Raw genomic sequence first — 20660 nt, forward strand, 5'->3', positions numbered from 1 at the left:
GCCGCTAGCCGGCGATGTACCCGATCTCCGGGTGGCGCGGCGAAGCACCGAGCAGCAGGTGCGCGGTGTCGGGGCGGCGGCGCAGATGCAGGTCGAAGAAGGCCCGCACCGTGGCCCGTACGGCCGCCACCGCCCGGTCGGCGGGGAGGGTGCCGACCTGCAACTGCCGCCGCACCACGTCCGGGACCTGGGGCGCGACGGCCACCAGGTCCGTGTAGGAGTTGTGGTCGGCGTCCGCGAGCCGCAGGCAGCGGCGCCAGCCGCGCAGTCGCTCCCAGAACGGGTGCCAGGTCGGGTCCTGGTCCATGCCGTCGTGAACGGCCGTGTCCATCAGCAGGAACGGCCGGTCGAGACCGTGCTCGACCACCGGCCCGTACAGCGCGCCGTCCAGGTCGATGCCGGCCCGCACCCGCTCGTCCAGGTACATGACGGCCGCGGACGCGGCACCGCCCCGGGAGTGCCCGAAGGCGCCGGTCCGCGTGAGGTCCAGGCTCCCGCACAGACCGCGGGGCAGCGCGCGCCGCTGTGCGTCGGGACTGCCGCCCCGGTTGACGACGGCCAACTGGTCGAGCACGAACCGCAGATCGCCGGCGCGCACCGCGACCGCCTCCGCCCGGCCGGCCGGGTCCGGCTCGGGGCGGGTCACGACGCGGCCGTCGGGGAACTCCACCTCGCCCGAGTCGTACGGGTGGTCCACCGTGACCACCACGTACCCATGGGACACCAGGTCCTCGACGACGAGGGTGCTGAACGTGCGGTCCGCGGTGTAGCCCGGCGAGTACAGCAGCACCGGCCGGCGGCCCGGCCGGGCAGGCGCCCGGTCCGCGCTGTGTGTCCACGGCAGCGCGTAGCCGTCCAGCGCGCCGCCGAAGCGGGCCTTCACCGCCCGCTCGGCACCGGGCGGCAGCCACGGCAGCGGCGCGTGCCCACGTACGTCGGCGGCCGGGTAGTGCACGGTCACCATCAGCTCACGCGGTTCTCCCGTGCCCGACCGGGGTTCGGTCCGCGACCGGTCGACCAGGTGCAGCTCCACGGCTCCCACCGGCTCGGGCCCGGTCGGTCCGGCCAGCCGGACGGGGAGGAGGCCGGCCGCCGAGGCGTGTCCGGGAGCGGACAGGGGAGCGGCGGCTGCGACGGCTCCGAGGCCACCGGCCAGGAGGGATCGGCGAGTGGGGCGTACGGGAGGCACCAGGCTCCTTCCGCGGCCGGACGCAGGCTCGGCGAGGACATCGCCGGCGCCCGGCCTGTTCATCGTCAAGTCCCTTGCACGCTAGATCATGTGGTCGACCGGCGCTGGACCTTTTACGGCCGAACGCGAGGGATCATTCGTCGCCGAACACCCCTACCGCCGCCTTCGCCGCCGCCTCCACCAGGGAGATCCCCCGCGCCTGGCTCGCCGTGCCGTCCGAGAGCACCGCCACCAGGTAGTCGGTCCCGTCCACCGTCACCCGGCCGATGCTGTTCACGTCCCACAGCCCCGTCGTGCTGCGCGGCAGCCACCCGTTCTTCAGCGCCCAGGAGTTGCCCTCGGCGGCGGCCGACACCCCCCACCGCTGGTCCGGCTCGACGGACTTCATCAGCCCCTCAAGGTACGTCCGCGAGGCGGCGCTCAGCTTCGAGCGCTCACCGAACACCTGCTGGAGGAGGACCAGTTGGTCGGCCGCGGTGGTCCGCGTCAGCCCCCACAGCTCACCGTCCCCGCCGGAGGTCCCCGTCAGCCCGAAGCGCTCGTTGGCCGCGTCCAGCCCGGCGGCCCGCCCGATCGTGTGCCACAGGGCGGTCGCGGACGCGTTGTCGCTGTTGACGATCATCTTCGTGGCGTACGCCCGCTCCGGCGCCGTCAGCCGCCGGCCGGCGTCCTGCGCCTGGAGCAGCAGCGCGGCCAGGATGTCGACCTTGACGATGCTCGCCGTGTCGAAGGAGGCGTCCCCGTACACGGCGCTCTCCCCGGACCCCGGCGCCAGCACCGCCGCCGACACCCGCGCGCCCGTCGGCACCCCGATCTTGGCCATGGCAGCGCTCAGCAGGGCTTTCCGGTCCACCGCCGCGGGCTCGCGCACGGACGCCTCCTCCCCGGCCCCGGCCGAGGCGGTGGCCGTGGGCGCCGCCGCCGACGATACGGCCACGGCCGCGGGGCGTGCCCGGCCCTGCACGTAGACCGTGCCGGCGGCGGTGACCCCGCCCACGGCGACGACGGCGAGGGCGGTGCACAGCAGGGCACGGCGCCGGGGCGGTCGCGCGCGGCGGCCACGGCGGGCTCCCGAGGACTCCATGCCGCGATGCTCGGGGCAGCGGCTGTGCGCCCCGTGGGACGGAGCTGGGAGCCGGGTCAGGGAAGACCGGGATCGCTGTGAACGCGCTGTCACCGGCGTCCCCGGCCCCGGACAGGCCCCGCAGCCGTCCCCCTATAGGGTCAGGGACCGTGGCGAACAAGAACATTCCCGACCCCGGCTTCTCCGACGACGACGGCTCCGCCGACCCCCGGCTGAGCGCGGCGCTGGCCGCCTGGGCCGAGGACCGCAGTGCCCTCGGGCCCGTCCTGGAGGCGCTCCGGGGCGCCCGTCTGCTGGTCCCCGTCGTCGCCGTGCTCGGCGAGGTGGAGGAGGACGAGAACGGCCTGCGCCGCGAGAAGACCAGCGACATGGCCGTACCCACCCTGAAGGCCGGCGGCCGCACCGCGCTGCCCGCCTTCACCTCCACCGACTCCCTCGCCCGCTGGGACCCCGCGGCCCGCCCGGTCGCCGTCCCCCTGCACCAGGCCCTCCAGGCCGCCGCGCACGAGAAGGCCGACACGGTGGTGCTCGACCTCGCCGGCCCCGTGCCGTTCGAGCTGACCGGCCCGGCGCTGCTCGCCCTCGCCGAGGGCCGCACCAGCACCGACCCGCTCGCCGACCCCGCCGTGGTGGAGGCCGTGCGTACGGCGGTGGCGGCGGAGCCCGCCGTGCTGCGCGCCCACCTCGGGCCCGGCCAGGCCGACGGCACCCTCGCCCTCGTCCTCGACCCGGCCGCGCCGCCCGCCGAGGCCGCCCGGGCGGTCGCCGAGCGGCTGGCGGCCGACGAAACACTGCGGGCCCGCCTGGTGCGCGGTCTCGACCTGGCACTGCTGCCGGCCGGGACCACGCCTCCGGGCGAGCCCCTGTACGTGAGGTAAGGGATCAGTCGCGGGGGAGCGGGTCAGCCGTAGACCGGGCCGGTGTACTTCTCGCCCGGCCCCTGGCCCGGCTCGTCCGGGACGATCGACGCCTCGCGGAACGCCAGCTGGAGCGACTTCAGGCCGTCGCGCAGCGGAGCCGCGTGGAAGGAGCTGATCTCGGTCGCGCTCGCGTCCAGCAGACCGGCGAGCCCGGTGATCAGTTTGCGGGCCTCGTCCAGGTCCTTGTACTTCTCGCCCTCCTCGCTGAGCCCGAGCTTCACGGCGGCGGCGCTCATCAGGTTGACGGCGACCGTCACGATCACCTCGACGGCGGGGACCTCGGCGATGTCCCGGGTCATCGCGTCGAAGTCGGGGACCTCTGAAGACTCAGCGGGCTCGGCAGGGGTGTCACTCATGCCCCACACCATAGGTGGTCGCGCCCGGCGCCCCTGAATTCGCCCTTGTCAAGCGATCCTGCTAATCTGGAGGACGACCGGCTGGACATGGTTGTGTCCGGCCCACAAGTGGAGGCTCCGATCTCCCACCCGACCGTCCCCTGGGACGGCGGGTCACCCGGTCAGGCGGCCGCCATCGTTCCGTACGGACGATGGAGTCGCCCGAAAGCGCGCCCCGCGGCATCGCGGCGGTGCTCCGGTCGTTTGGAGCCCCGCCTGTGATCGTCCGGGGCATTTTTTATGCTTCGGCGCGGTTAGGTCTCACGAAAAGAGACGTTACGCGGCTGTCCGCCAGACCGCCGTGTGGTGCTACCGAGGAGGATCCATCAGCGCCGAGCCCCGCATCAACGACCGGATTCGCGTTCCCGAGGTGCGACTTGTCGGTCCCAGTGGCGAGCAGGTCGGCATCGTGCCGCTCGCGAAGGCACTGGAGCTTGCGCAGGAGTACGACCTGGACCTGGTCGAGGTCGCGGCGAACGCCCGTCCGCCAGTGTGCAAGCTCATGGACTACGGGAAGTTCAAGTACGAGTCGGCCATGAAGGCCCGTGAGGCGCGCAAGAACCAGGCGCACACGGTCATCAAGGAGATGAAGCTCCGGCCGAAGATCGACCCGCACGACTATGACACCAAGAAGGGTCACGTCGTCCGGTTCCTCAAGCAGGGCGACAAGGTCAAGATCACGATCATGTTCCGTGGTCGCGAGCAGTCCCGCCCCGAGCTGGGCTACCGACTGCTGCAGCGGCTCGCGGAGGACGTCCAGGACCTCGGTTTCGTGGAGTCGAACCCGAAGCAGGACGGCCGAAACATGATCATGGTCCTCGGTCCGCACAAGAAGAAGACCGAGGCGATGGCCGAGGCCCGCCAGGCGCAGGAGGCCCGCAAGGCCGACGCGAAGGCGAACCCCGGCAAGTCGCAGAACCCTGCCGAGGCCGAGGCGCCGTTCGAAGCGCCGTCCGAGGAGTCGGCCGAGGCGCCGTCCGAGGAGCCGGCCGAGGCGTGATCCCGGGGGATGTACGTCCCGTACGTCCCCGAGGATGTAACCGACAGAAGAGAGCGACGCTCCACCGTGCCCGGTTTCACGACCGGGCACCGGAGCGCCACCGACGAGGAGATAACGGCGCTATGCCGAAGAACAAGTCGCACAGCGGTGCCAGCAAGCGCTTCAAGGTCACCGGCTCCGGCAAGGTGCTCCGTGAGCGCGCCGGCAAGCGCCACCTGCTCGAGCACAAGTCGTCCCGCGTCACGCGTCGCCTCACCGGCAACGCCGAGATGGCCCCGGGCGACGCCGCGAAGATCAAGAAGCTTCTCGGCAAGTGACGCGTCGGCGCGCTGAGCGCCGTGCGTCGGGACCGGGACCGAATCGATTCCGGGTCGTGTGAGGACCACCACGACCCCGCTACAAGGAGTTAACAAGTGGCACGCGTCAAGCGGGCAGTCAACGCCCACAAGAAGCGCCGGGCGATCCTCGAGCAGGCCTCCGGCTACCGCGGTCAGCGCTCGCGCCTGTACCGCAAGGCCAAGGAGCAGGTCACCCACTCGCTGGTCTACAACTACAACGACCGCAAGAAGCGCAAGGGCGACTTCCGTCAGCTGTGGATCCAGCGCATCAACGCCGCTGCCCGCGCCAACGGCATCACCTACAACCGCTTCATCCAGGGTCTGAAGGCCGCGAACGTCGAGGTCGACCGCAAGATCCTGGCCGAGCTGGCCGTGAACGACGCGAGCGCCTTCGCGGCGCTCGTCGAGGTCGCGCAGAAGGCGCTGCCGTCGGACGTGAACGCGCCCAAGGCCGCGTGACGCCGCGCCGGCTCTGAGCCGACGCTCACTGTAGGACCCGCAGGCTGTCACGGCTTGCGGGTCCTGTCGTTGGGCCCCTCGGCGGTCGTTCGGCCGACGGCCGGTGGGGGCCGGCCGCGCCCACGCGGCGGAGCCGCATATCGACAGAGCCCCGCGCCCCTTCGGGGGCGCCACGAGTTTCCGAAAGTACGAGGATGCCCCCCGCCACCCCTGAGCTGATCTCTCCCCGGTCCACCCGTGTCTCCGCCGCGCGGCGGCTGGCCAAGCGGAACTTCCGGGGGAAGGACCGGCTGTTCCTGGCCGAAGGGCCGCAGGCCGTCCGGGAGGCGGCCGGGCACCGGGTCGACGGCGTCCCGACCCTCGTCGAGCTGTTCGCGACCGTGGAGGCCGCGGAGCGGTACGCCGACATCATCGGCGCGGCCCGCGACGCCGGTGCCCGGGTGCACCTGGCCTCCGAAGAGGTCATCGCCGACATCTCCACCACCGTGACCCCGCAGGGCCTGGTCGGGGTCTGCCGCTTCCTGGACACCCCGTTCGAGGACATCCTCGCCGCCCGGCCCACGCTGGTCGCCGTGCTGGCGCACGTGCGGGACCCCGGCAACGCCGGCACCGTGCTGCGCTGCGCCGACGCCGCCGGTGCCGAGGCCGTGATCCTCACCGACGCCTCCGTGGACCTGTACAACCCCAAGGCCGTCCGGGCCTCCGTCGGCTCGCACTTCCACCTGCCCGTGGCCGTCGGCGTCCCCGTCGAGCGGGCCGTGGCCGCGCTGCGGGAGGCCGGGGTGCGCGTCCTGGCCGCGGACGGGGCCGGCGACCGCGACCTGGACGAGGAGCTGGACCGGGGCACCATGGGCGGGCCGACCGCCTGGGTGTTCGGGAACGAGGCCTGGGGACTGCCCGAGGAGACCCGCGCCCTCGCCGACGCCGTCGTACGCGTCCCGATCCACGGGAAGGCCGAGAGTCTGAACCTCGCCACCGCCGCCGCCGTATGTCTCTACGCGTCGGCCCGTGCACAGCGCGCCTCCGGAGGGTGCCGCTCCGTCACCGAGAGCTAGTAGGGTGACCAGCGCGGGGCCCTGCGCCGTCTGAGAGGTGGGGTACGGGGATGACTGTGGCCGGCACGAGCACCGCGCCGGAAGGACGGGACGCGCGGGGCGCGCCCGCGTCCCGGTGCGCCGGCTCCGGCGTCGATCCCGACCAGCTGCCCGACGGCCTCGTCGTCGCCGACGCACACGGCCGCGTGACCTGCTTCAACGCCGCCGCCGCACGGATCACCGCGGTGCGGCCCGCCGACGCCCTCGGACAGTCCCTGGAGAAGGCGCTGCCGCTGGAGGACCTGGAGGGGCGCCGCTGGTGGCAGCTCACCGACCCCTACGGCGGGCTCGCCATCCGGGTGCGGCAGCCGGAGCGCAACCTGCTGCTGCCCGGCGGCCGCGAGGTCCTCGTCTCCGCCCGCTACGTGCGCGACGCGCCGCTGGGTCCGGTGCGCAGCGTGGTCATCTCCCTGCGGGACACCGAGGCCCGCCGCCGCACCGAGCGCAGCCACGCCGAGCTGATCGCCACCGTCGCCCACGAGCTGCGCTCCCCGCTGACCTCCGTGAAGGGCTTCACCGCCACCCTGCTCGCCAAGTGGGAACGCTTCACCGACGACCAGAAGCGGCTCATGCTGGAGACCGTCGACGCCGACGCGGACCGGGTCACCCGTCTGATCGCCGAGCTGCTGGACATCTCCCGCATCGACTCCGGGCGGCTGGAGGTGCGCCGCCAGCCCGTCGACATCGGGGCCGCCGTCTCCCGGCACATCCAGGCCTACGTCGCCGCCGGCCAGCCCGCCGACCGGTTCCTGCTGCGGATCGAACAGCCGCTGCCCGCCCTGTGGGCCGACCCCGACAAGATCGACCAGGTGCTCAGCAACCTCATCGAAAATGCCGTGCGGCACGGCGAGGGAACCGTCACCATTGACGTCACGCCCACGCCGTCCCCGCGCGAGGGCGAGGAAACCGGCACGTCGGTCACCGTGAGCGACGAGGGGCCCGGCATCCCGGAGGAGTCCATGAACCGCGTCTTCACCCGTTTCTGGAGGGGCAGCAAGCGCGGCGGCACGGGCCTCGGGCTGTACATCGTCAAGGGCATCGTCGAGGCCCACGGCGGCACGATCACGGTCGGCCGGGCCGCCGGCGGCGGCGCCGAGTTCCGATTTACGTTGCCCGTGAGCGCGCCTGCGTATCTCGCCTAGCGGCCCACGGGCCATTCGTCTACGTCCACCCCGTTAGACTCGGCCTTTGGCACCTTTGTGTCCTGCACGGCCCTCTACGCCGGTCACGGGGACCATCCGCCAGGGGGCACCTCCCAGCGTCAGCTGGGGGACAATCGGAAGCACGGGAAGAGATGTCGGCACCCAATAAGTCGTACGACCCTGTCGAGGTCGAGGCGTTGAAACCGGAAGAGATCGAGCGCATGCGGGACGAGGCGCTCGCCGCCTTCGCCGCCGCGGACTCCCTCGACGCGCTCCACGAGGCCAAGGTCGCCCACACCGGCCCCGCCTCCCCGCTGGCCCTCGCCAACCGCGAGATCGGCGCGCTCCCCCCGCACGCCAAGGCCGAGGCAGGCAAGCGCGTCGGCATGGCGCGCGGCGCCGTGAACAAGGCCCTCGCCGCCCGCCAGGGCGAACTGGAGGCCGAGCGGGACGCCCGCGTGCTGGTCGAGGAGGACGTCGACGTCACGCTGCCGTACGACCGCGTCCCGGCCGGTGCCCGCCACCCGCTGACCACGCTCTCCGAGCGCATCGAGGACATCTTCGTGGCCATGGGCTACGAGGTCGCCGAGGGTCCCCAGGTCGAGGCGGAGTGGTTCAACTTCGACGCCCTGAACATCGGCCCGGACCACCCGGCGCGCGGTGAGGCCGACACCTTCTTCGTCCAGGGGCCCGACGGCGGCGCCGAGTCCGGTGTCGTGCTGCGCACCCACACCTCGCCGGTCCAGATCCGCTCCCTGCTCGACCGCGAGCTGCCGGTCTACGTGATCTGCCCGGGCCGCGTCTACCGCACCGACGAGCTGGACGCCACGCACACGCCCGTCTTCCACCAGGTCGAGCTGCTCGCCGTGGACGAGGGCCTGACCATGGCCGACCTCAAGGGGACCCTGGACCACATGGTCCAGTCGCTGTTCGGCGAGGGCATGAAGACCCGGCTGCGGCCGAACTTCTTCCCGTTCACCGAGCCGAGCGCCGAGATGGACATGCTCTGCTACGTCTGCAAGGGCGAGTCCGTCGGCAACCCCGACCGGCCCTGCCGCACCTGCTCCAGCGAGGGCTGGATCGAGCTGGGCGGCTGCGGCATGGTCAACCCGCGGGTGCTCACCGCCTGCGGCGTCGACCCGGAGAAGTACAGCGGCTTCGCCTTCGGGTTCGGCATCGAGCGGATGCTGATGTTCCGCCACAACGTCGACGACATGCGAGACATGGTCGAGGGTGACGTCCGGTTCACCCGGCCGTTCGGGATGGAGATCTGATGCGGGTCCCGCTTTCTTGGCTGCGGGAGTACGTCGACCTGCCGGCGACCGAGACCGGCCGTGACGTCCAGGCCAAGCTCATTTCGGCCGGTCTGGAGGTCGAGACGGTCGAGCAGCTCGGCGCCGACCTCAAGGGCCCCCTGGTCGTCGGCCAGGTGCTGACCATCGAGGAGCTGGAGGGCTTCAAGAAGCCGATCCGCTTCTGCACCGTCGACGTCGGCCAGGCCAACGGCACGGGCGAGCCCCAGGAGATCGTCTGCGGCGCCCGCAACTTCCAGGTCGGCGACAAGGTCGTCGTGGTCCTGCCCGGCGCCACGCTGCCCGGCGGCTTCTCCATCTCCGCCCGCAAGACCTACGGCAAGACGTCCCACGGCATGATCTGCTCCAGCGACGAGCTGGGCATGGGCGACGACGGCACCCACGGCATCATCGTGCTGCCGCCGGAGACCGAGGTCGGCAAGGACGCCATCGAGCTGCTGGAGCTGGTCGACGAGGTCCTGGACATCGCCGTCACCGCCAACCGCGGCGACTGCCTGTCCATCCGCGGTGTCGCGCGCGAGACCGCCATCGCCTACGGCCTGCCGCTGCGCGACCCGGCCCTGATCGACGTCCCGGCGCCGAACGCCTACGGCTACCCGGTCCAGGTCTCCGACCCGTTCGGCTGCGACCGCTTCACCGCCCGCACGGTCACCGGTCTGCACCCCGAGGCGCGCTCCCCGATCTGGCTCCGGCGCCGGCTCCAGAAGGTCGGCATGCGCCCGATCTCGCTCGCCGTCGACGTCACGAACTACGTGATGATGGAGCTGGGCCAGCCGCTGCACGCCTACGACCGGTCCCTGGTCCAGGGCACCATCGGCGTGCGCCGCGCGCGGGAGGGCGAGAAGCTCGTCACCCTCGACGGCACCGAGCGCACGCTGCACGCCGAGGACCTGGTCATCACCGACGAACGCGGCCCGATCGGCCTCGCCGGGGTGATGGGCGGCGCCAACACGGAGATCGCCGACCACGAGGTGACCGAGGACGGCGTCAACGGCACGACGGACGTGGTCATCGAGGCCGCGCACTTCGACGCCGTCTCCATCGCCCGGACGGCCCGCCGCCACAAGCTGCTCTCCGAGGCGTCCCGCCGCTTCGAGCGGGGCGTCGACCCGCAGGCCGCCGCTGCCGCCGCGCAGCGCACGGTGGACCTGCTGGTCCTCCTCGCGGGCGGTACGGCGGAGGCCGGCGTCACCGAGATCATCGCGCCCTCGGCGCCGCACACCATCACCCTCCCGGCCGGCCACCCGGACAAGGTCGCGGGCGTCGACTACGGCCGCGAGACGGTCGTACGCCGTCTCCAGCAGGTCGGCTGCGACGTGTACGGGCAGGACGAGCTGCTGGTCACCGTGCCGTCCTGGCGTCCCGACCTGGTCGACCCGAACGACCTGGCCGAAGAGGTCATCCGGCTGGAGGGCTACGAGAACCTGCCCTCCACGCTGCCCAAGCCGCCCTCGGGCCGCGGTCTGACGCACCGCCAGCGGCTGCACCGGCGGGTCGGCCGGGCGCTGGCCGGCGCGGGCTACGTCGAGGCGCCGAACTACCCGTTCGTCAGCGAGCAGGTCTTCGACCAGCTCGGGCTGGAGGCCGGTGACCCGGCCCGCCGCGTCGTGAAGCTGGTCAACCCGCTCAGCGACGAGGAGCCGGCGCTGCGCACCACGCTGCTGCCGGGCCTGCTCGGCGCCCTGCGGCGCAACGACGGCCGGGGCTCGCACGACCTCGCCCTGTTCGAGACCGGGCTGGTCTTCCTGCCGCGCGAGGAGTCGCGCGGTGCCACGCACCTGCCCGTCGACCGGCGTCCCACCGACGAGGAGATCGCCGCGCTGAACGCCGCGCTGCCCGAGCAGCCCCGGCACGTGGCCGTCGTCCTCGCGGGCGCCCGTGAGCAGGCCGGCTGGTGGGGCAAGGGCCGTCCGGCCGACTGGGCCGACGCCGTCGAGGCCGGGCGCGCCGTCGCCCGGGAGGCCGGTGCCGACCTGGTCGTCCGCAAGGGGCAGTACGGTCCGTGGCACCCCGGCCGGTGCGCCGAGCTGGTGGTCGTCGCCGACGGCGCGGAGCAGGTCGTGGGTCACGCGGGCGAGCTGCACCCGAGGGTCCTCAAGGCCCTGGGGCTGCCCGAGCGCACGTGCGCGATGGAGCTGGACCTGGACGCCCTGGAGGCGGTGGGCGACGGCGTTCCGCAGGCGCCGGGCATCTCCACGTTCCCGGTCGCCACGCAGGACGTCGCCCTCGTCGTCGACAAGCCGGTGCCGGCCGTGGAGGTCGAGGCGGCGCTGCGCGAGGGCGCCGGTGAACTGCTGGAGTCCATCCGGCTGTTCGACGTGTACGAGAACGCCGAGCAGCTCGGGGAGGGCCGCAAGTCGCTCGCGTACGCGCTGCGGTTCCGGGCCGCCGACCGCACGCTGACCGTGGACGAGGCCTCGGCCGCGCGGGACGCGGCGGTCGCCCTCGCGGGTGAGCGGACCGGGGCGGTGCTCCGGGGCTGAACGCCTCCGCCAGCTGCATAAATGCGGGCTGACCGACGGAGGCTCACTCGTTCGGGTGGGAAGTGAGGGTGATCCTCGCCGCCCGGGTCATGCCGTCGACAGAATCGGACCGGCCTTTCGGGGCCGGTCCGATTCCTCTGTCAGGCCCATATGGGGGACCAGAGGCATGATCCGCATCAAGGCACGGGCGCCCACCGGGCGGGTGGCAGTACTGCCCACGGTCTGGGGAGCCGTCGCGGTCGGCTACAAGTTCGGCTGTCCGCTCGCCCAGCAGAACGGGCTCGGGGCCCGCATCGTCACCAGTGCCGTGTTCTTCGCCGTCGGCACCGGCCTCATCGTCCATGTCCGCCACTCCCTGCTGCGGGAGCTGCGGCTCGCCCGGCGGGCGGCGAACGCCGCGCAGGACGTCGTCCTGCGTCCGCTGCCGCCACGGCTCGACGGGATCGACGTCGCCGCCGCCCAGCTCTCCGCCGACCGGGGCGCTAGCGTCGGCGGCGACCTGTACGAGGCCGTCGCCACCGAGCACGGGGTCCGGGTGGTGATGGGGGACGTACGCGGGCACGGCCTGGCCGCCCTCGGCACCGTCGCCGCCCTCCTCGGCAGCTTCCGCGAGGCCGCCCACGACGAGCCCGGGCTCGACCGCGTGCTCCGCAGACTGGACCGCGCCCTCGCCCGCCACCTGCGCGAACGCGCCCGCGCCGAGCACCCCGCGCACGGCCGCTGCGACCTCGACCACCCGGTCGCCGAGGAGTTCGTCACCGTGCTCCTCCTGGAGATCGGCCGGGACGGCGAGCTGCGCGCCCTCAACTGCGGCCATCCGTGGCCGTACGCGCTGCGGGGGACCAGGGTCGAGCAGCTGACCGGCGCGGACCCCCTTCCGCCGCTGGGGGCGTTCCCGCTGCCGGCCGAGCTGGAGGTCCTGCCCTGCGGCCGGCTGGGTCCGGGGGAGTCGCTGGTCCTCTTCACGGACGGGGCGGAGGACGCCAGGGACGGCCGGGGACGGTTCTTCTCGCTGCCGGAGGCCCTGCGCGCGGCCGTCCGGGACCACCCCGTCTCACCCCAGAAGGTCCTGCGCACCGTCTTCACGGGCCTCCTGCGCCACACGCTCGGCAGGACGACGGACGACGTCGCGGTACTGGTCCTGCGGAACGGCCGGCGAGGGGCGGGCCACGACTCCCCGGGGGCGCGGGGCGACGGCATCAGCGACTCCGCCGCGTGCGCGGGTACGGCACCCACCCGCCCGCAGCCGACGACGTACGGCTAGCGGCCGGGCCGCCGTCGTTCGAGGGGGAGCCGGCGGCCCGGCCGGCCTCTCGCGAGGCATCTCAGTCAACCGGATCGACACGCTCCGCAACAGCGCGCGTACGCCACGGATACGGGCACTCGGTTCACACCCCGTGTGAACGCCCAGCCACTACGCTGACCGCACCAGGCCACTCGGGGGGCATCCCATGCAGCCCAACACCCTGCTCGACGCCATCCTGGACGAGGCGGGCATCTCGCACGCCGGTCTCGCCGCCCACGTGAACCAGGCGGGCCGCGCCCGCGGACTCGCGCTGCGGTACGAACACACCGCCGTGGCACGCTGGTTGAAGGGCCAGCGGCCCCGCGGTCAGGTGCCGGACCTGATCTGCGAGGTGCTCGCGGCACGGCTGCAACGCCCCGTCACGCTCGACGACATCGGGCTCGGCGTGCCCGGTGAGCCCAGCACCCCGCACCCCGGTTCGCTGGGCGGGTTCGTGGAGCGGGCCACCGCCCTGTGGCGCTCGGACGAACAGCAGCGGCCCCATGTGCTGGGCGCCCCGGCCGTCACCGGGACGCCGGCGGTGATGCCGGTGTGGGAGTGGGAGAACCCGCCCGAGGACGTCGACGTCTCCCGGGGCGGCCGGCACCCGGTGACCACGGCCGACATCGAGATGCTGCGCGCCGCCCGGACGCACTACGAGCAGATGTACCGCAAGACCGGCGGTGTCGCGACCCGCTCACGGATCGTCGGGTTCCTCAACTCCGAGGCCGCGCCGCTGCTGCGCGGCAGCTACACGGACGCCACCGGCCGTCAACTGCACCGGGCCACCGGCGGCCTGGTGGCGATCGCGGGCATCTGCGCGTACGACTCCGACGCGCACGGGCTCGCCCAGCGCTACTTCCACCAGGCGCTGCGGCTGGCGAAGGCCAGCGGGGACCGCGGTCTCGGGGCGTACGTCATCGCGCTGCTGGTCAACCAGTCGCTGTTCATGCGGGAGTACCGGCAGGCCGTCGCCTTCGCCGAGGCCGCGCTGCGCGCCGCCGGCCGGCACATCACCCCGGCGCTCGCCTCCGACCTGTACGCGATGCAGGCCAAGGCGTACGCGCACCTCGGGGACAGCACGAGCGCGCTGTCGTGCATCCGGCGGGCGGAGACGGCGGCCGAGCGGATCCGGCGGGGCCACGAGCCCGACGAGACCGGGTACGTCCAGCCGGGGCTGGTCAACGTGCAGGTGGCCGAGGCGCTGCTGAGCCTCGGGGAACTCGCCGCCGCCCGGGAGCACGCGGCGGAGGCCGTCGACAACCCGGCCCACGACCGGGGCCGGGTGCACCGGCTGGCCATGCTCAGCACCATCGAACTGCGCCAGGGCAACGCCGACAAGGCCGTCGCCACCGCCGTGCAGATGGCGGAGCAGGCACGGGGAATGGAGTCCCAGCGGCTGCGCGACAGACTGCGCGCGGTACGCGAGCACCTGGTGCGTTGCGGCTCGGCCGGCACCGCCGAAGCCGCCGAACTCATCGACGGGGCACTGCGCGTACCGCTGTAGGCCCTCTGTAGGCGCACCGTCCCTGCTGCGATATTGCCACTTACTCGGCGGAAGGTGGCAGAACCGTGCAGTGGACGAAACAAAGCGAACAGACTGTGTATGAAAACCGCTGGTTCAGCGTCAATCTCGCGGACGTCGCGTTGCCGGACGGCCGGCACCTCGACCACTTCCTGATCCGGCTGCGCCCCGTGGCCGTGGCCACGGTCGTCAACGAGGCGAACGAGGTGCTGCTGCTGTGGCGGCACCGCTTCATCACCGACAGCTGGGGCTGGGAGCTGGCCGCGGGCGTCGTCGAGGACGGCGAGGACATCGCGAGCGCGGCGGCCCGGGAACTGGAGGAGGAGACCGGCTGGCGGCCGGGGCCCCTGCACCACCTGATGAGCGTGGAGCCGTCCAACGGCCTCACCGACGCCCGGCACCACATCTACTGGTCCGACCGGGGCGAGTACATCGGGCACCCCGTGGACGACTTCGAGTCGGACCGGCGGGAATGGGTGCCCCTGAAACTCGTCCCCGACCTGATCGCCCGTGGGGAGGTCCCGGCCGCCAACATGGCGGCCGCGTTACTCCTGCTGCACCACCTCAGGCTCGCGGAAGGCTAGGGAGCCGGCGGCTAGCGGGCGGCCAGCGCCTGCCACACCGTCACCACGAGCGCACCGAGCGCGGTCAGCGCGGCGAGCGAGGGCAGCGGCCAGCGTGCGTGTTCCAGCGAGGCCATCCGGGTGTTCAGCTCGTCCAGTTCCTTGGCGGTCTCCTCGGTACGGTGGCGCAGCAGCGCCAGTCCTCCCTCGACACGGGCATAGGCCACGTCGAGGCGGCGCCGTAACTCTGCGAGTTCTCCATGGACCACGGGATGCTCCGGTTCGGCGGTCACAGGTCCGCTCCTTTCGGTGGTCGAAATGGATGGTTCCGCATCCCTTGCATGCGCATGATGAGTCAACTCGCCTGGTGGGCGCGTGGGGAGCGTGTGTGGCGGGCATATGCGTGCCCGGCGCGCACACGGTGTGTGAAACGGACGGGCCCGGCACCGGATTCCGGTGCCGGGCCCGTGGGCGTCGCTGTTCGTAATCAGCCGTAGGTGTAGAAGCCCGAGCCGGTCTTCCGGCCGAGCCGGCCCGCCTCCACCATGCGCTGGAGCAGCGGGGGAGCGGCGTACAGCGGCTCCTTGTACTCGGCGTACATCGAGTTGGCGATGGAGACGATGGTGTCCAGGCCGATCAGGTCGGACAGCTTCAGCGGGCCCATCGGGTGGGCGCAGCCCATCTCCATGCCGTTGTCGATGTCCTCGCGGCTCGCGATGCCCGACTCGAACATCCGGATCGCGGACAGCAGGTACGGCACGAGAAGCGCGTTCACCACGAAGCCGGAACGGTCCTGGGCGCGGATGGCGTGCTTGCCGAGCACCTTCTCGGCGAAGACCTGGGCGCGGCTGAGCGTGCCCTCGGAGGTGGTGAGCGCCGGGATCAGCTCGACCAGCTTCTGCACCGGGGCCGGGTTGAAGAAGTGGACGCCGACCACGTGGTCCGGGCGGGAGGTGGCGACCGCCAGCTTCACCAGCGGGATCGAGGAGGTGTTGGAGGCCAGGATCGCGTCCGGCCGGGTCACCACCTGGTCGAGCACCTGGAAGATCTCCGTCTTGACCTGCTCGTTCTCGACGACGGCCTCGATCACCAGGTCCCGGTCGGCGAACTCGCCGAGGTCGGTGGTGAAGCTCAGCCGCGCCTGGGTGGCGTCCCGCTCCTCCTCGGAGATCTTGCCGCGCTCGGCGGCCTTGGCCAGGGAGTTGTACAGCCGGGTACGGCCGATCTCCAGGGCCTCGCCGGTGGTCTCGGCGACCTTCACGTCCAGTCCCGCGCGGGCGCACACCTCGGCGATGCCCGCGCCCATCTGGCCGCAGCCCACGACTCCGACGCGCTCGATGTCGGTCACATCGTTCCCTTCGCTGAGTTCTCCGGCTCGCTGGCAGACCTCCGGGTTCGGCGCCTGCTCCGATCGTGCACGTTACCGCCAAGTATCGATGATCGATCGCGGGGGTGGGGGATCCTGAACCGCACAGCGGTCCGTGACCGAGCGGATCCCGAGCGAATGAGGGTGTGCCGATGGGGCGCATGTCGCGGCGGACCTTCGCCCTGGGCGCGCTGTCCACGCTGGCCACGGCACCGGCCGTGCCGACGCGGAGCACGCCGGTCCCGGGCCGGGCCGGGCCCGCTCCCACGCCGCACGCCGCCGGCCGCGCCGCGCGCGCCGCCGGCCGGATGCGGGGCGTGTGGATCGCCACCGTCGCCAACCGGGACTGGCCCTCGCGGGCCGGCCTCCCGGCGAGCGCGCAGCGCGAGGAGCTGACCGCCCACCTCGACCGTGCGGTCCGCGACCGGCTCAACACCGTGATCCTCCAGGTGCGGCCCACGGCCGACGCGCTGTGGCCGTCGCCGTACGAACCCTGGTCCGAGTACCTCACCGGCACCCAGGGCAGGCACCCGGGCTGGGACCCGCTCGGCACGGCCGTGAAGGAGGCACACGCCCGGGGCCTGGAGCTGCACGCCTGGTTCAACCCGTACCGGATCGCCCAGCACACCAATCCGGGCCGGCTGACCGCCTCGCACCCGGCCCGCAAGCACCCCGACTGGGTGGTGCCCTACGACGGCCGGCTCTACTACAACCCCGGCCTGCCCGAGGTGCGCGCCTTCGTGCGGCAGGCGATCCTCGACGCGGTCGCCCGCTACCCGGTCGACGCCGTTCACTTCGACGACTACTTCTACCCCTATCCGGCCGACGGGGAGACCTTCGACGACGACGACGCGTACGACCGCCACGGCGGTGCCTTCTCCTCCCGGGCCGCCTGGCGCCGGAACAACATCGACACCCTCGTGCGCGAGACGGCCGCCGGCATCAAGCGGGTCCGCCCCGGCACCCGGTTCGGCGTCAGCCCCTTCGGGGTATGGCGCAACGCGTCGACCGACCCGCGCGGCTCCGACACACAGGCGGGCGTGCAGACGTACGACGACCTGTACGCGGACACCCGCACCTGGGTCCGCAACCACTGGATCGACTACGTCGTCCCGCAGCTCTACTGGCACATCGGGGACCCCGCCGCCGACTACACCCGGCTCCTGGACTGGTGGGCGCGGGCCGCCGAGGGCACCAGGACCCAGCTCTACATCGGCGAGGCCCTGTACCGGGCGGGCGCCGCCGGGGAGTCGTCGGCCTGGCGGGACCCGGTCGAACTGTCCCGGCACCTGACCCTCGCCGCCCGGTACCCGCAGGTGCGCGGGCACGTGTTCTTCGCCGCGGCGGACGTGGCCGCCGACCGGATCGGGGCGATGGCACGGGTGGTCGCCGACCACTACCCCGGGCCGGCGGACCCACCGCGCTGACTAATGCTGTTGCTCGTTCCTGTGCTTGACCTGGCAGTCGGGGCCGGGGGACATGATCGCCTCGTGCCCGTCCTCGAAACGGACGCGGTACGGCGGGTTGCCCTCCTGCCCGAGCACTTCTACGACTTCCGAGACGTGGTCGTGCTGACCCACCACCCTGCCGTGCTGGACCAGCTTGTCGCCCTTGGACGCGCGCATCTACAGGCCCTCCTCACGATCACGACCGCTGGGTGACGGCGATGCACACGAGCACCGCGAGGGCGGTCAGGGGAGCGGCCACCGTGAAGTGCTCGCCCAGCAGCAGCGCCGACCACACCAGTGTGAGCAGGGGCTGAGCCAACTGCAACTGGCTGGCCCGGGGTATGCCGATGGCCGCCATTCCGCGGTACCAGACGACCAGCCCGAGGAACTGCGAACCGAGCGCCACCCACACCAGGCCGGCGACGCCGTGCGCGCCCAGGCGCACCGGCTCGTACGACAGCGCCAGCGCCGCGGCCGGCACGGTCAGCGGCAGGCACAGCACCAGCGCCCAGCCGATGACCTGCCAGCCCGGCATGACCCGGGCCAGCCGGCCGCCCTCGGTGTACCCGGCCGCGCACACCAGCAGCGCCCCGAAGAGATAGCCGTCGGCCGTGGTGAGCGCGCCGCCGCTCTGGCCGACGGTGAAGGCGAGCACGGCCGCCGCGCCCGCCACGGCCGCCAGCCAGAACCGGCGGGAGGGCCGGGCGCCGGTGCGCAGCGCCGAGAAGACGGCGGTGGTCAGCGGCAGCAGGCCCACCACGACGGCCGCGTGGGCGGTGGTGGACGTCTGGAGCGCGAGCGTGGTCAGCATCGGGAAGCCGAGCACCACTCCGGCGGCGACCACCGAGAGCCCGGCGAGGTGCCGCCGCGCCGGCAGCCGTACGCGCAGGGCCAGCAGACAGCCGCCGGCGACCAGGGCTGCGAGGACGCCGCGCACCGCCACCAGCGACCACGGGCCGAAGCTCTCCAGGCCCCAGGCGGTCGCGGGGAAGGTCAGGGAGAAGGCGACCACGCCGAGGGCGGCCTGGACGGTGCCGAGTCCCCGGAACTCCCCGGGGGTGCCGACTGCTATCGGACTCGCGGTAGTAGCGCTACTCTGTACTCTCATGCAAGAGCGTAGCAGTGTGGGCGAACTGGCGGAACAGTTGAGGAGAGAGCTCGACCGCTACTCTCCAGGTGGAAAGCTCCCGTCGAGCCGGGCGCTGGTCGAACGGTTCCGGGTGAGCCCCGTGACCGTCTCCCGGGCACTCGCCCGGCTCGCCGCCGAGGGCCTGGTGGTCACCCGGCCCGGCGCGGGCGCCTTCCGGGCCCGGCCGCACGGCGGCGAGACCCTCGCCGGCGACACCTCCTGGCAGGAGGTCGCGCTGAGCGCCGACGGCGCCGCCGACCTCGTACCGCGCACCGTGGACGCCTCGGGCGTCACGGTCTCGCTCGCCGCGCCGCCCCCCGGGGTCCTGGAGCTCAGCGGCGGCTATCTGCACCCCTCGCTCCAGCCCGAGCGCGCCATGGCGGCGGCCCTCGCCCGGGCCGGGCGGCGGCCCGGCGCCTGGGGAAGACCGCCGCTGGAGGGGCTGCCGGAGCTGCGGGAGTGGTTCGCGCGCGGGATCGGCGGCGCCGTCACCGCGGCCGAGGTGCTGATCGCCGCGGGCGGCCAGGCCGCGCTGGCCACCGCCCTGCGCGCGCTCGCCCCGCCCGGCGCCCCGGTGCTCGTGGAGTCGCCCACCTACCCGGGCATGCTGGCCCTCGCCCGCGCGGCCGGACTGCGTCCCGTCCCGGTGCCCGTCGACCCCGACGGGGTGCGCCCGGACCTGCTCGCGGACGCCTTCCACGCCACCGGTGCCCGCGTCTTCGTCTGCCAGCCGCTGTTCCAGAACCCCACCGGCGCGGTGCTGGCTCCCACCCGGCGCACCGAGGTGCTGCGCATCGCCCGGGAGGCCGGCGCCTTCGTCGTGGAGGACGACTACGTCCGCCGGCTCGTGCACGCCGACGCCGGCCCGCTGCCCCGCCCGCTGGCCGCCGACGACCCGGACGGCGTCGTCGTCCACGTCGGCTCGCTGACCAAGGCGACCTCGCCCAGCTTCCGGGTGAGCGCCCTGGCCGCGCACGGGCCGGTGCTGGAACGGCTGCGCGCCATCCAGGTCGTGGACAGCTTCTTCGTCCCCCGGCCGCTCCAGGAGGCCGCCCTGGAACTCGTCGGCTCCCCGGCCTGGCCCCGCCACCTGCGGGCGCTGTCGGTCGAGCTGAAGACCCGCCGCGACGCCATGACCAGCGCGCTCGCCCGGCAGCTGCCGGACCTGGCCCTGCCGCACATCCCGTCCGGCGGCTACCACCTGTGGGTGCGGCTGCCCGACGGCGCCGTCGGCTCCGGGGCGGAGGCCGCGCTGACCGCGGCGGCCCTGCGCGCCGGTGTCGCCGTCACCCCCGGCCGCCCCTACTTCAGCGCCGAACCCCCCGCCGCCCACCTCCGCCTGAGCTTCGCCGCGGTCGCCGGCACCGGGGAGATCGCGGAGGGGGTGCGGCGGCTGCGGGCGGCGTACGACGAAGCCGTGCGCAATCCGCTCGCCGGCGAGCAGCCGGGCCTGTGAGGATCACCGTATGAGCGATGCATCCGACCTGCCCGAGGGGTACGAGTTCTCCGCCGATTCCGACCGCGTCGACGTCGAGCGCGTGCACGGCTGGCTGTCGTCCGACGCGTACTGGGCGGTCGGCCGCCCGCGGGAGAAGCACGAGCGGGCGATGGCGTCCTCGCTGAACTTCGGGGTGTACGACACGTGCTCGGGGGAGCAGGTGGCGTACGCGCGCGTGGTCACCGACCAGGCGCTCTTCGCCTGGCTCGCCGACGTGTACGTCGACCCGGCGGTGCGCGGCAAGGGCGTCGGCGCGGCGTTCGTCGCCCGCGTCCGCGCGCACCTGGAGCCGCTCGGCCTGCGCCGCCTGCTGCTGGCGACGCAGGACGCGCACGGCCTCTACGAGAAGCTGGGCTTCCGGCCGCTGGACCGCCCCGAGCTGTACATGGTGCACACCTTCGGGCGGACGGCCGGCGCCTGACCGCGCCG

The 20660-nt window shown here is 73.1% G+C and carries 21 protein-coding genes; 14 read left to right on the forward strand and 7 right to left on the reverse strand.

Annotation, left to right across the window (positions count from 1 at the left end):
* Positions 1 to 4: 4 nt before the first annotated feature.
* Both AB0947_RS15135 and AB0947_RS15140 read right to left on the reverse strand, forming a co-directional pair.
* Positions 5 to 1189: a lipase gene (locus AB0947_RS15135; RefSeq protein WP_366750790.1), complete on the reverse strand. Its 1185-nt coding sequence runs from the start codon at positions 1187 to 1189 to the stop codon at positions 5 to 7.
* A gap of 133 nt (positions 1190 to 1322) precedes the next feature.
* Positions 1323 to 2273: a serine hydrolase gene (locus AB0947_RS15140; RefSeq protein ID WP_366750791.1), complete on the reverse strand. Its 951-nt coding sequence runs from the start codon at positions 2271 to 2273 to the stop codon at positions 1323 to 1325.
* Between the two features lie 149 nt (positions 2274 to 2422).
* On the opposite strand from AB0947_RS15140, the gene AB0947_RS15145 reads away from it, so the two are divergent.
* Positions 2423 to 3151, forward strand: coding sequence for an SseB family protein (locus tag AB0947_RS15145; RefSeq protein WP_366750792.1), 729 nt, complete (start codon positions 2423 to 2425; stop codon positions 3149 to 3151).
* Positions 3152 to 3174: 23 nt separating this feature from the next.
* Here AB0947_RS15145 and AB0947_RS15150 read toward each other — a convergent pair whose 3' ends face one another.
* Positions 3175 to 3549 (reverse strand): DUF1844 domain-containing protein, encoded by a 375-nt coding sequence (locus AB0947_RS15150; protein WP_366750793.1) that lies wholly within the window; start codon positions 3547 to 3549, stop codon positions 3175 to 3177.
* Positions 3550 to 3889: 340 nt separating this feature from the next.
* Here AB0947_RS15150 and infC point away from each other — a divergent pair, with 340 nt between their 5' ends.
* From infC to AB0947_RS15200, 10 genes are all read left to right on the forward strand, one after another.
* Complete coding sequence (gene infC, locus AB0947_RS15155) at positions 3890 to 4588, forward strand: translation initiation factor IF-3 (RefSeq protein ID WP_366750794.1); 699 nt, start codon at positions 3890 to 3892, stop codon at positions 4586 to 4588.
* Positions 4589 to 4710: 122 nt separating this feature from the next.
* Entirely contained in the window at positions 4711 to 4905 is a 195-nt protein-coding gene (gene rpmI / locus AB0947_RS15160) for a 50S ribosomal protein L35 (RefSeq protein ID WP_004933563.1), read from the forward strand.
* A gap of 96 nt (positions 4906 to 5001) precedes the next feature.
* Positions 5002 to 5385 carry a 50S ribosomal protein L20 gene (rplT, locus tag AB0947_RS15165; RefSeq protein ID WP_014671645.1) on the forward strand — a complete coding sequence of 128 codons (384 nt, stop codon included), beginning with the start codon at positions 5002 to 5004 and terminating at the stop codon, positions 5383 to 5385.
* A gap of 194 nt (positions 5386 to 5579) precedes the next feature.
* Positions 5580 to 6440 (forward strand): RNA methyltransferase, encoded by an 861-nt coding sequence (locus tag AB0947_RS15170; protein ID WP_366750795.1) that lies wholly within the window; start codon positions 5580 to 5582, stop codon positions 6438 to 6440.
* 50 nt (positions 6441 to 6490) lie between these two features.
* On the forward strand, positions 6491 to 7621 hold the full coding sequence (locus AB0947_RS15175; protein WP_366750796.1) for an ATP-binding protein: 1131 nt from the start codon (positions 6491 to 6493) through the stop codon (positions 7619 to 7621).
* 152 nt (positions 7622 to 7773) lie between these two features.
* Positions 7774 to 8895 carry a phenylalanine--tRNA ligase subunit alpha gene (pheS, locus tag AB0947_RS15180; protein ID WP_366750797.1) on the forward strand — a complete coding sequence of 374 codons (1122 nt, stop codon included), beginning with the start codon at positions 7774 to 7776 and terminating at the stop codon, positions 8893 to 8895.
* Positions 8895 to 11417 (forward strand): phenylalanine--tRNA ligase subunit beta, encoded by a 2523-nt coding sequence (gene pheT / locus AB0947_RS15185; protein ID WP_366750798.1) that lies wholly within the window; start codon positions 8895 to 8897, stop codon positions 11415 to 11417. Before pheS ends, pheT begins: the two co-directional genes overlap by 1 nt.
* 166 nt (positions 11418 to 11583) lie before the next feature.
* A complete protein-coding gene (locus AB0947_RS15190; RefSeq protein ID WP_366750799.1) occupies positions 11584 to 12681 on the forward strand; it encodes a PP2C family protein-serine/threonine phosphatase in 1098 nt (365 codons plus the stop codon).
* A 187-nt stretch (positions 12682 to 12868) separates the two neighbouring features.
* Positions 12869 to 14209 (forward strand): transcriptional regulator, encoded by a 1341-nt coding sequence (locus tag AB0947_RS15195; protein WP_366750800.1) that lies wholly within the window; start codon positions 12869 to 12871, stop codon positions 14207 to 14209.
* Positions 14210 to 14274: 65 nt separating this feature from the next.
* Positions 14275 to 14811 carry an NUDIX hydrolase gene (locus AB0947_RS15200; protein ID WP_366750802.1) on the forward strand — a complete coding sequence of 179 codons (537 nt, stop codon included), beginning with the start codon at positions 14275 to 14277 and terminating at the stop codon, positions 14809 to 14811.
* Positions 14812 to 14822: 11 nt separating this feature from the next.
* Here AB0947_RS15200 and AB0947_RS15205 read toward each other — a convergent pair whose 3' ends face one another.
* Both AB0947_RS15205 and AB0947_RS15210 read right to left on the reverse strand, forming a co-directional pair.
* Positions 14823 to 15083, reverse strand: coding sequence for a hypothetical protein (locus AB0947_RS15205; protein ID WP_171158001.1), 261 nt, complete (start codon positions 15081 to 15083; stop codon positions 14823 to 14825).
* 194 nt (positions 15084 to 15277) lie between these two features.
* Positions 15278 to 16138: a 3-hydroxybutyryl-CoA dehydrogenase gene (locus tag AB0947_RS15210; protein ID WP_171158003.1), complete on the reverse strand. Its 861-nt coding sequence runs from the start codon at positions 16136 to 16138 to the stop codon at positions 15278 to 15280.
* A 170-nt stretch (positions 16139 to 16308) separates the two neighbouring features.
* Between AB0947_RS15210 and AB0947_RS15215 the strand changes: the two genes are divergently transcribed.
* Positions 16309 to 17583, forward strand: coding sequence for a family 10 glycosylhydrolase (locus AB0947_RS15215; RefSeq protein WP_366750803.1), 1275 nt, complete (start codon positions 16309 to 16311; stop codon positions 17581 to 17583).
* Here the strand turns inward: AB0947_RS15215 and AB0947_RS15220 are convergent, their stop codons facing one another.
* Complete coding sequence (locus AB0947_RS15220) at positions 17584 to 17781, reverse strand: DUF1918 domain-containing protein (protein ID WP_366750804.1); 198 nt, start codon at positions 17779 to 17781, stop codon at positions 17584 to 17586. It lies immediately after the preceding gene.
* A 19-nt stretch (positions 17782 to 17800) separates the two neighbouring features.
* Entirely contained in the window at positions 17801 to 18712 is a 912-nt protein-coding gene (locus tag AB0947_RS15225; RefSeq protein ID WP_366750805.1) for a DMT family transporter, read from the reverse strand.
* Here AB0947_RS15225 and AB0947_RS15230 point away from each other — a divergent pair.
* Both AB0947_RS15230 and AB0947_RS15235 read left to right on the forward strand, forming a co-directional pair.
* Positions 18711 to 20189, forward strand: a complete 1479-nt coding sequence (locus AB0947_RS15230; RefSeq protein WP_366750806.1) for a PLP-dependent aminotransferase family protein — start codon at positions 18711 to 18713, stop codon at positions 20187 to 20189. The two genes, AB0947_RS15225 and AB0947_RS15230, sit on opposite strands and share 2 nt — an antisense overlap.
* A 10-nt stretch (positions 20190 to 20199) precedes the next feature.
* Positions 20200 to 20652, forward strand: coding sequence for a GNAT family N-acetyltransferase (locus AB0947_RS15235; protein ID WP_366750807.1), 453 nt, complete (start codon positions 20200 to 20202; stop codon positions 20650 to 20652).
* Positions 20653 to 20660: the final 8 nt, after the last annotated feature.

This window comes from Streptomyces sp. NPDC047841, from assembly GCF_040704085.1.
In the GTDB taxonomy this organism is placed as follows: Bacteria; Actinomycetota; Actinomycetes; order Streptomycetales; family Streptomycetaceae; genus Streptomyces; species Streptomyces argyrophylli.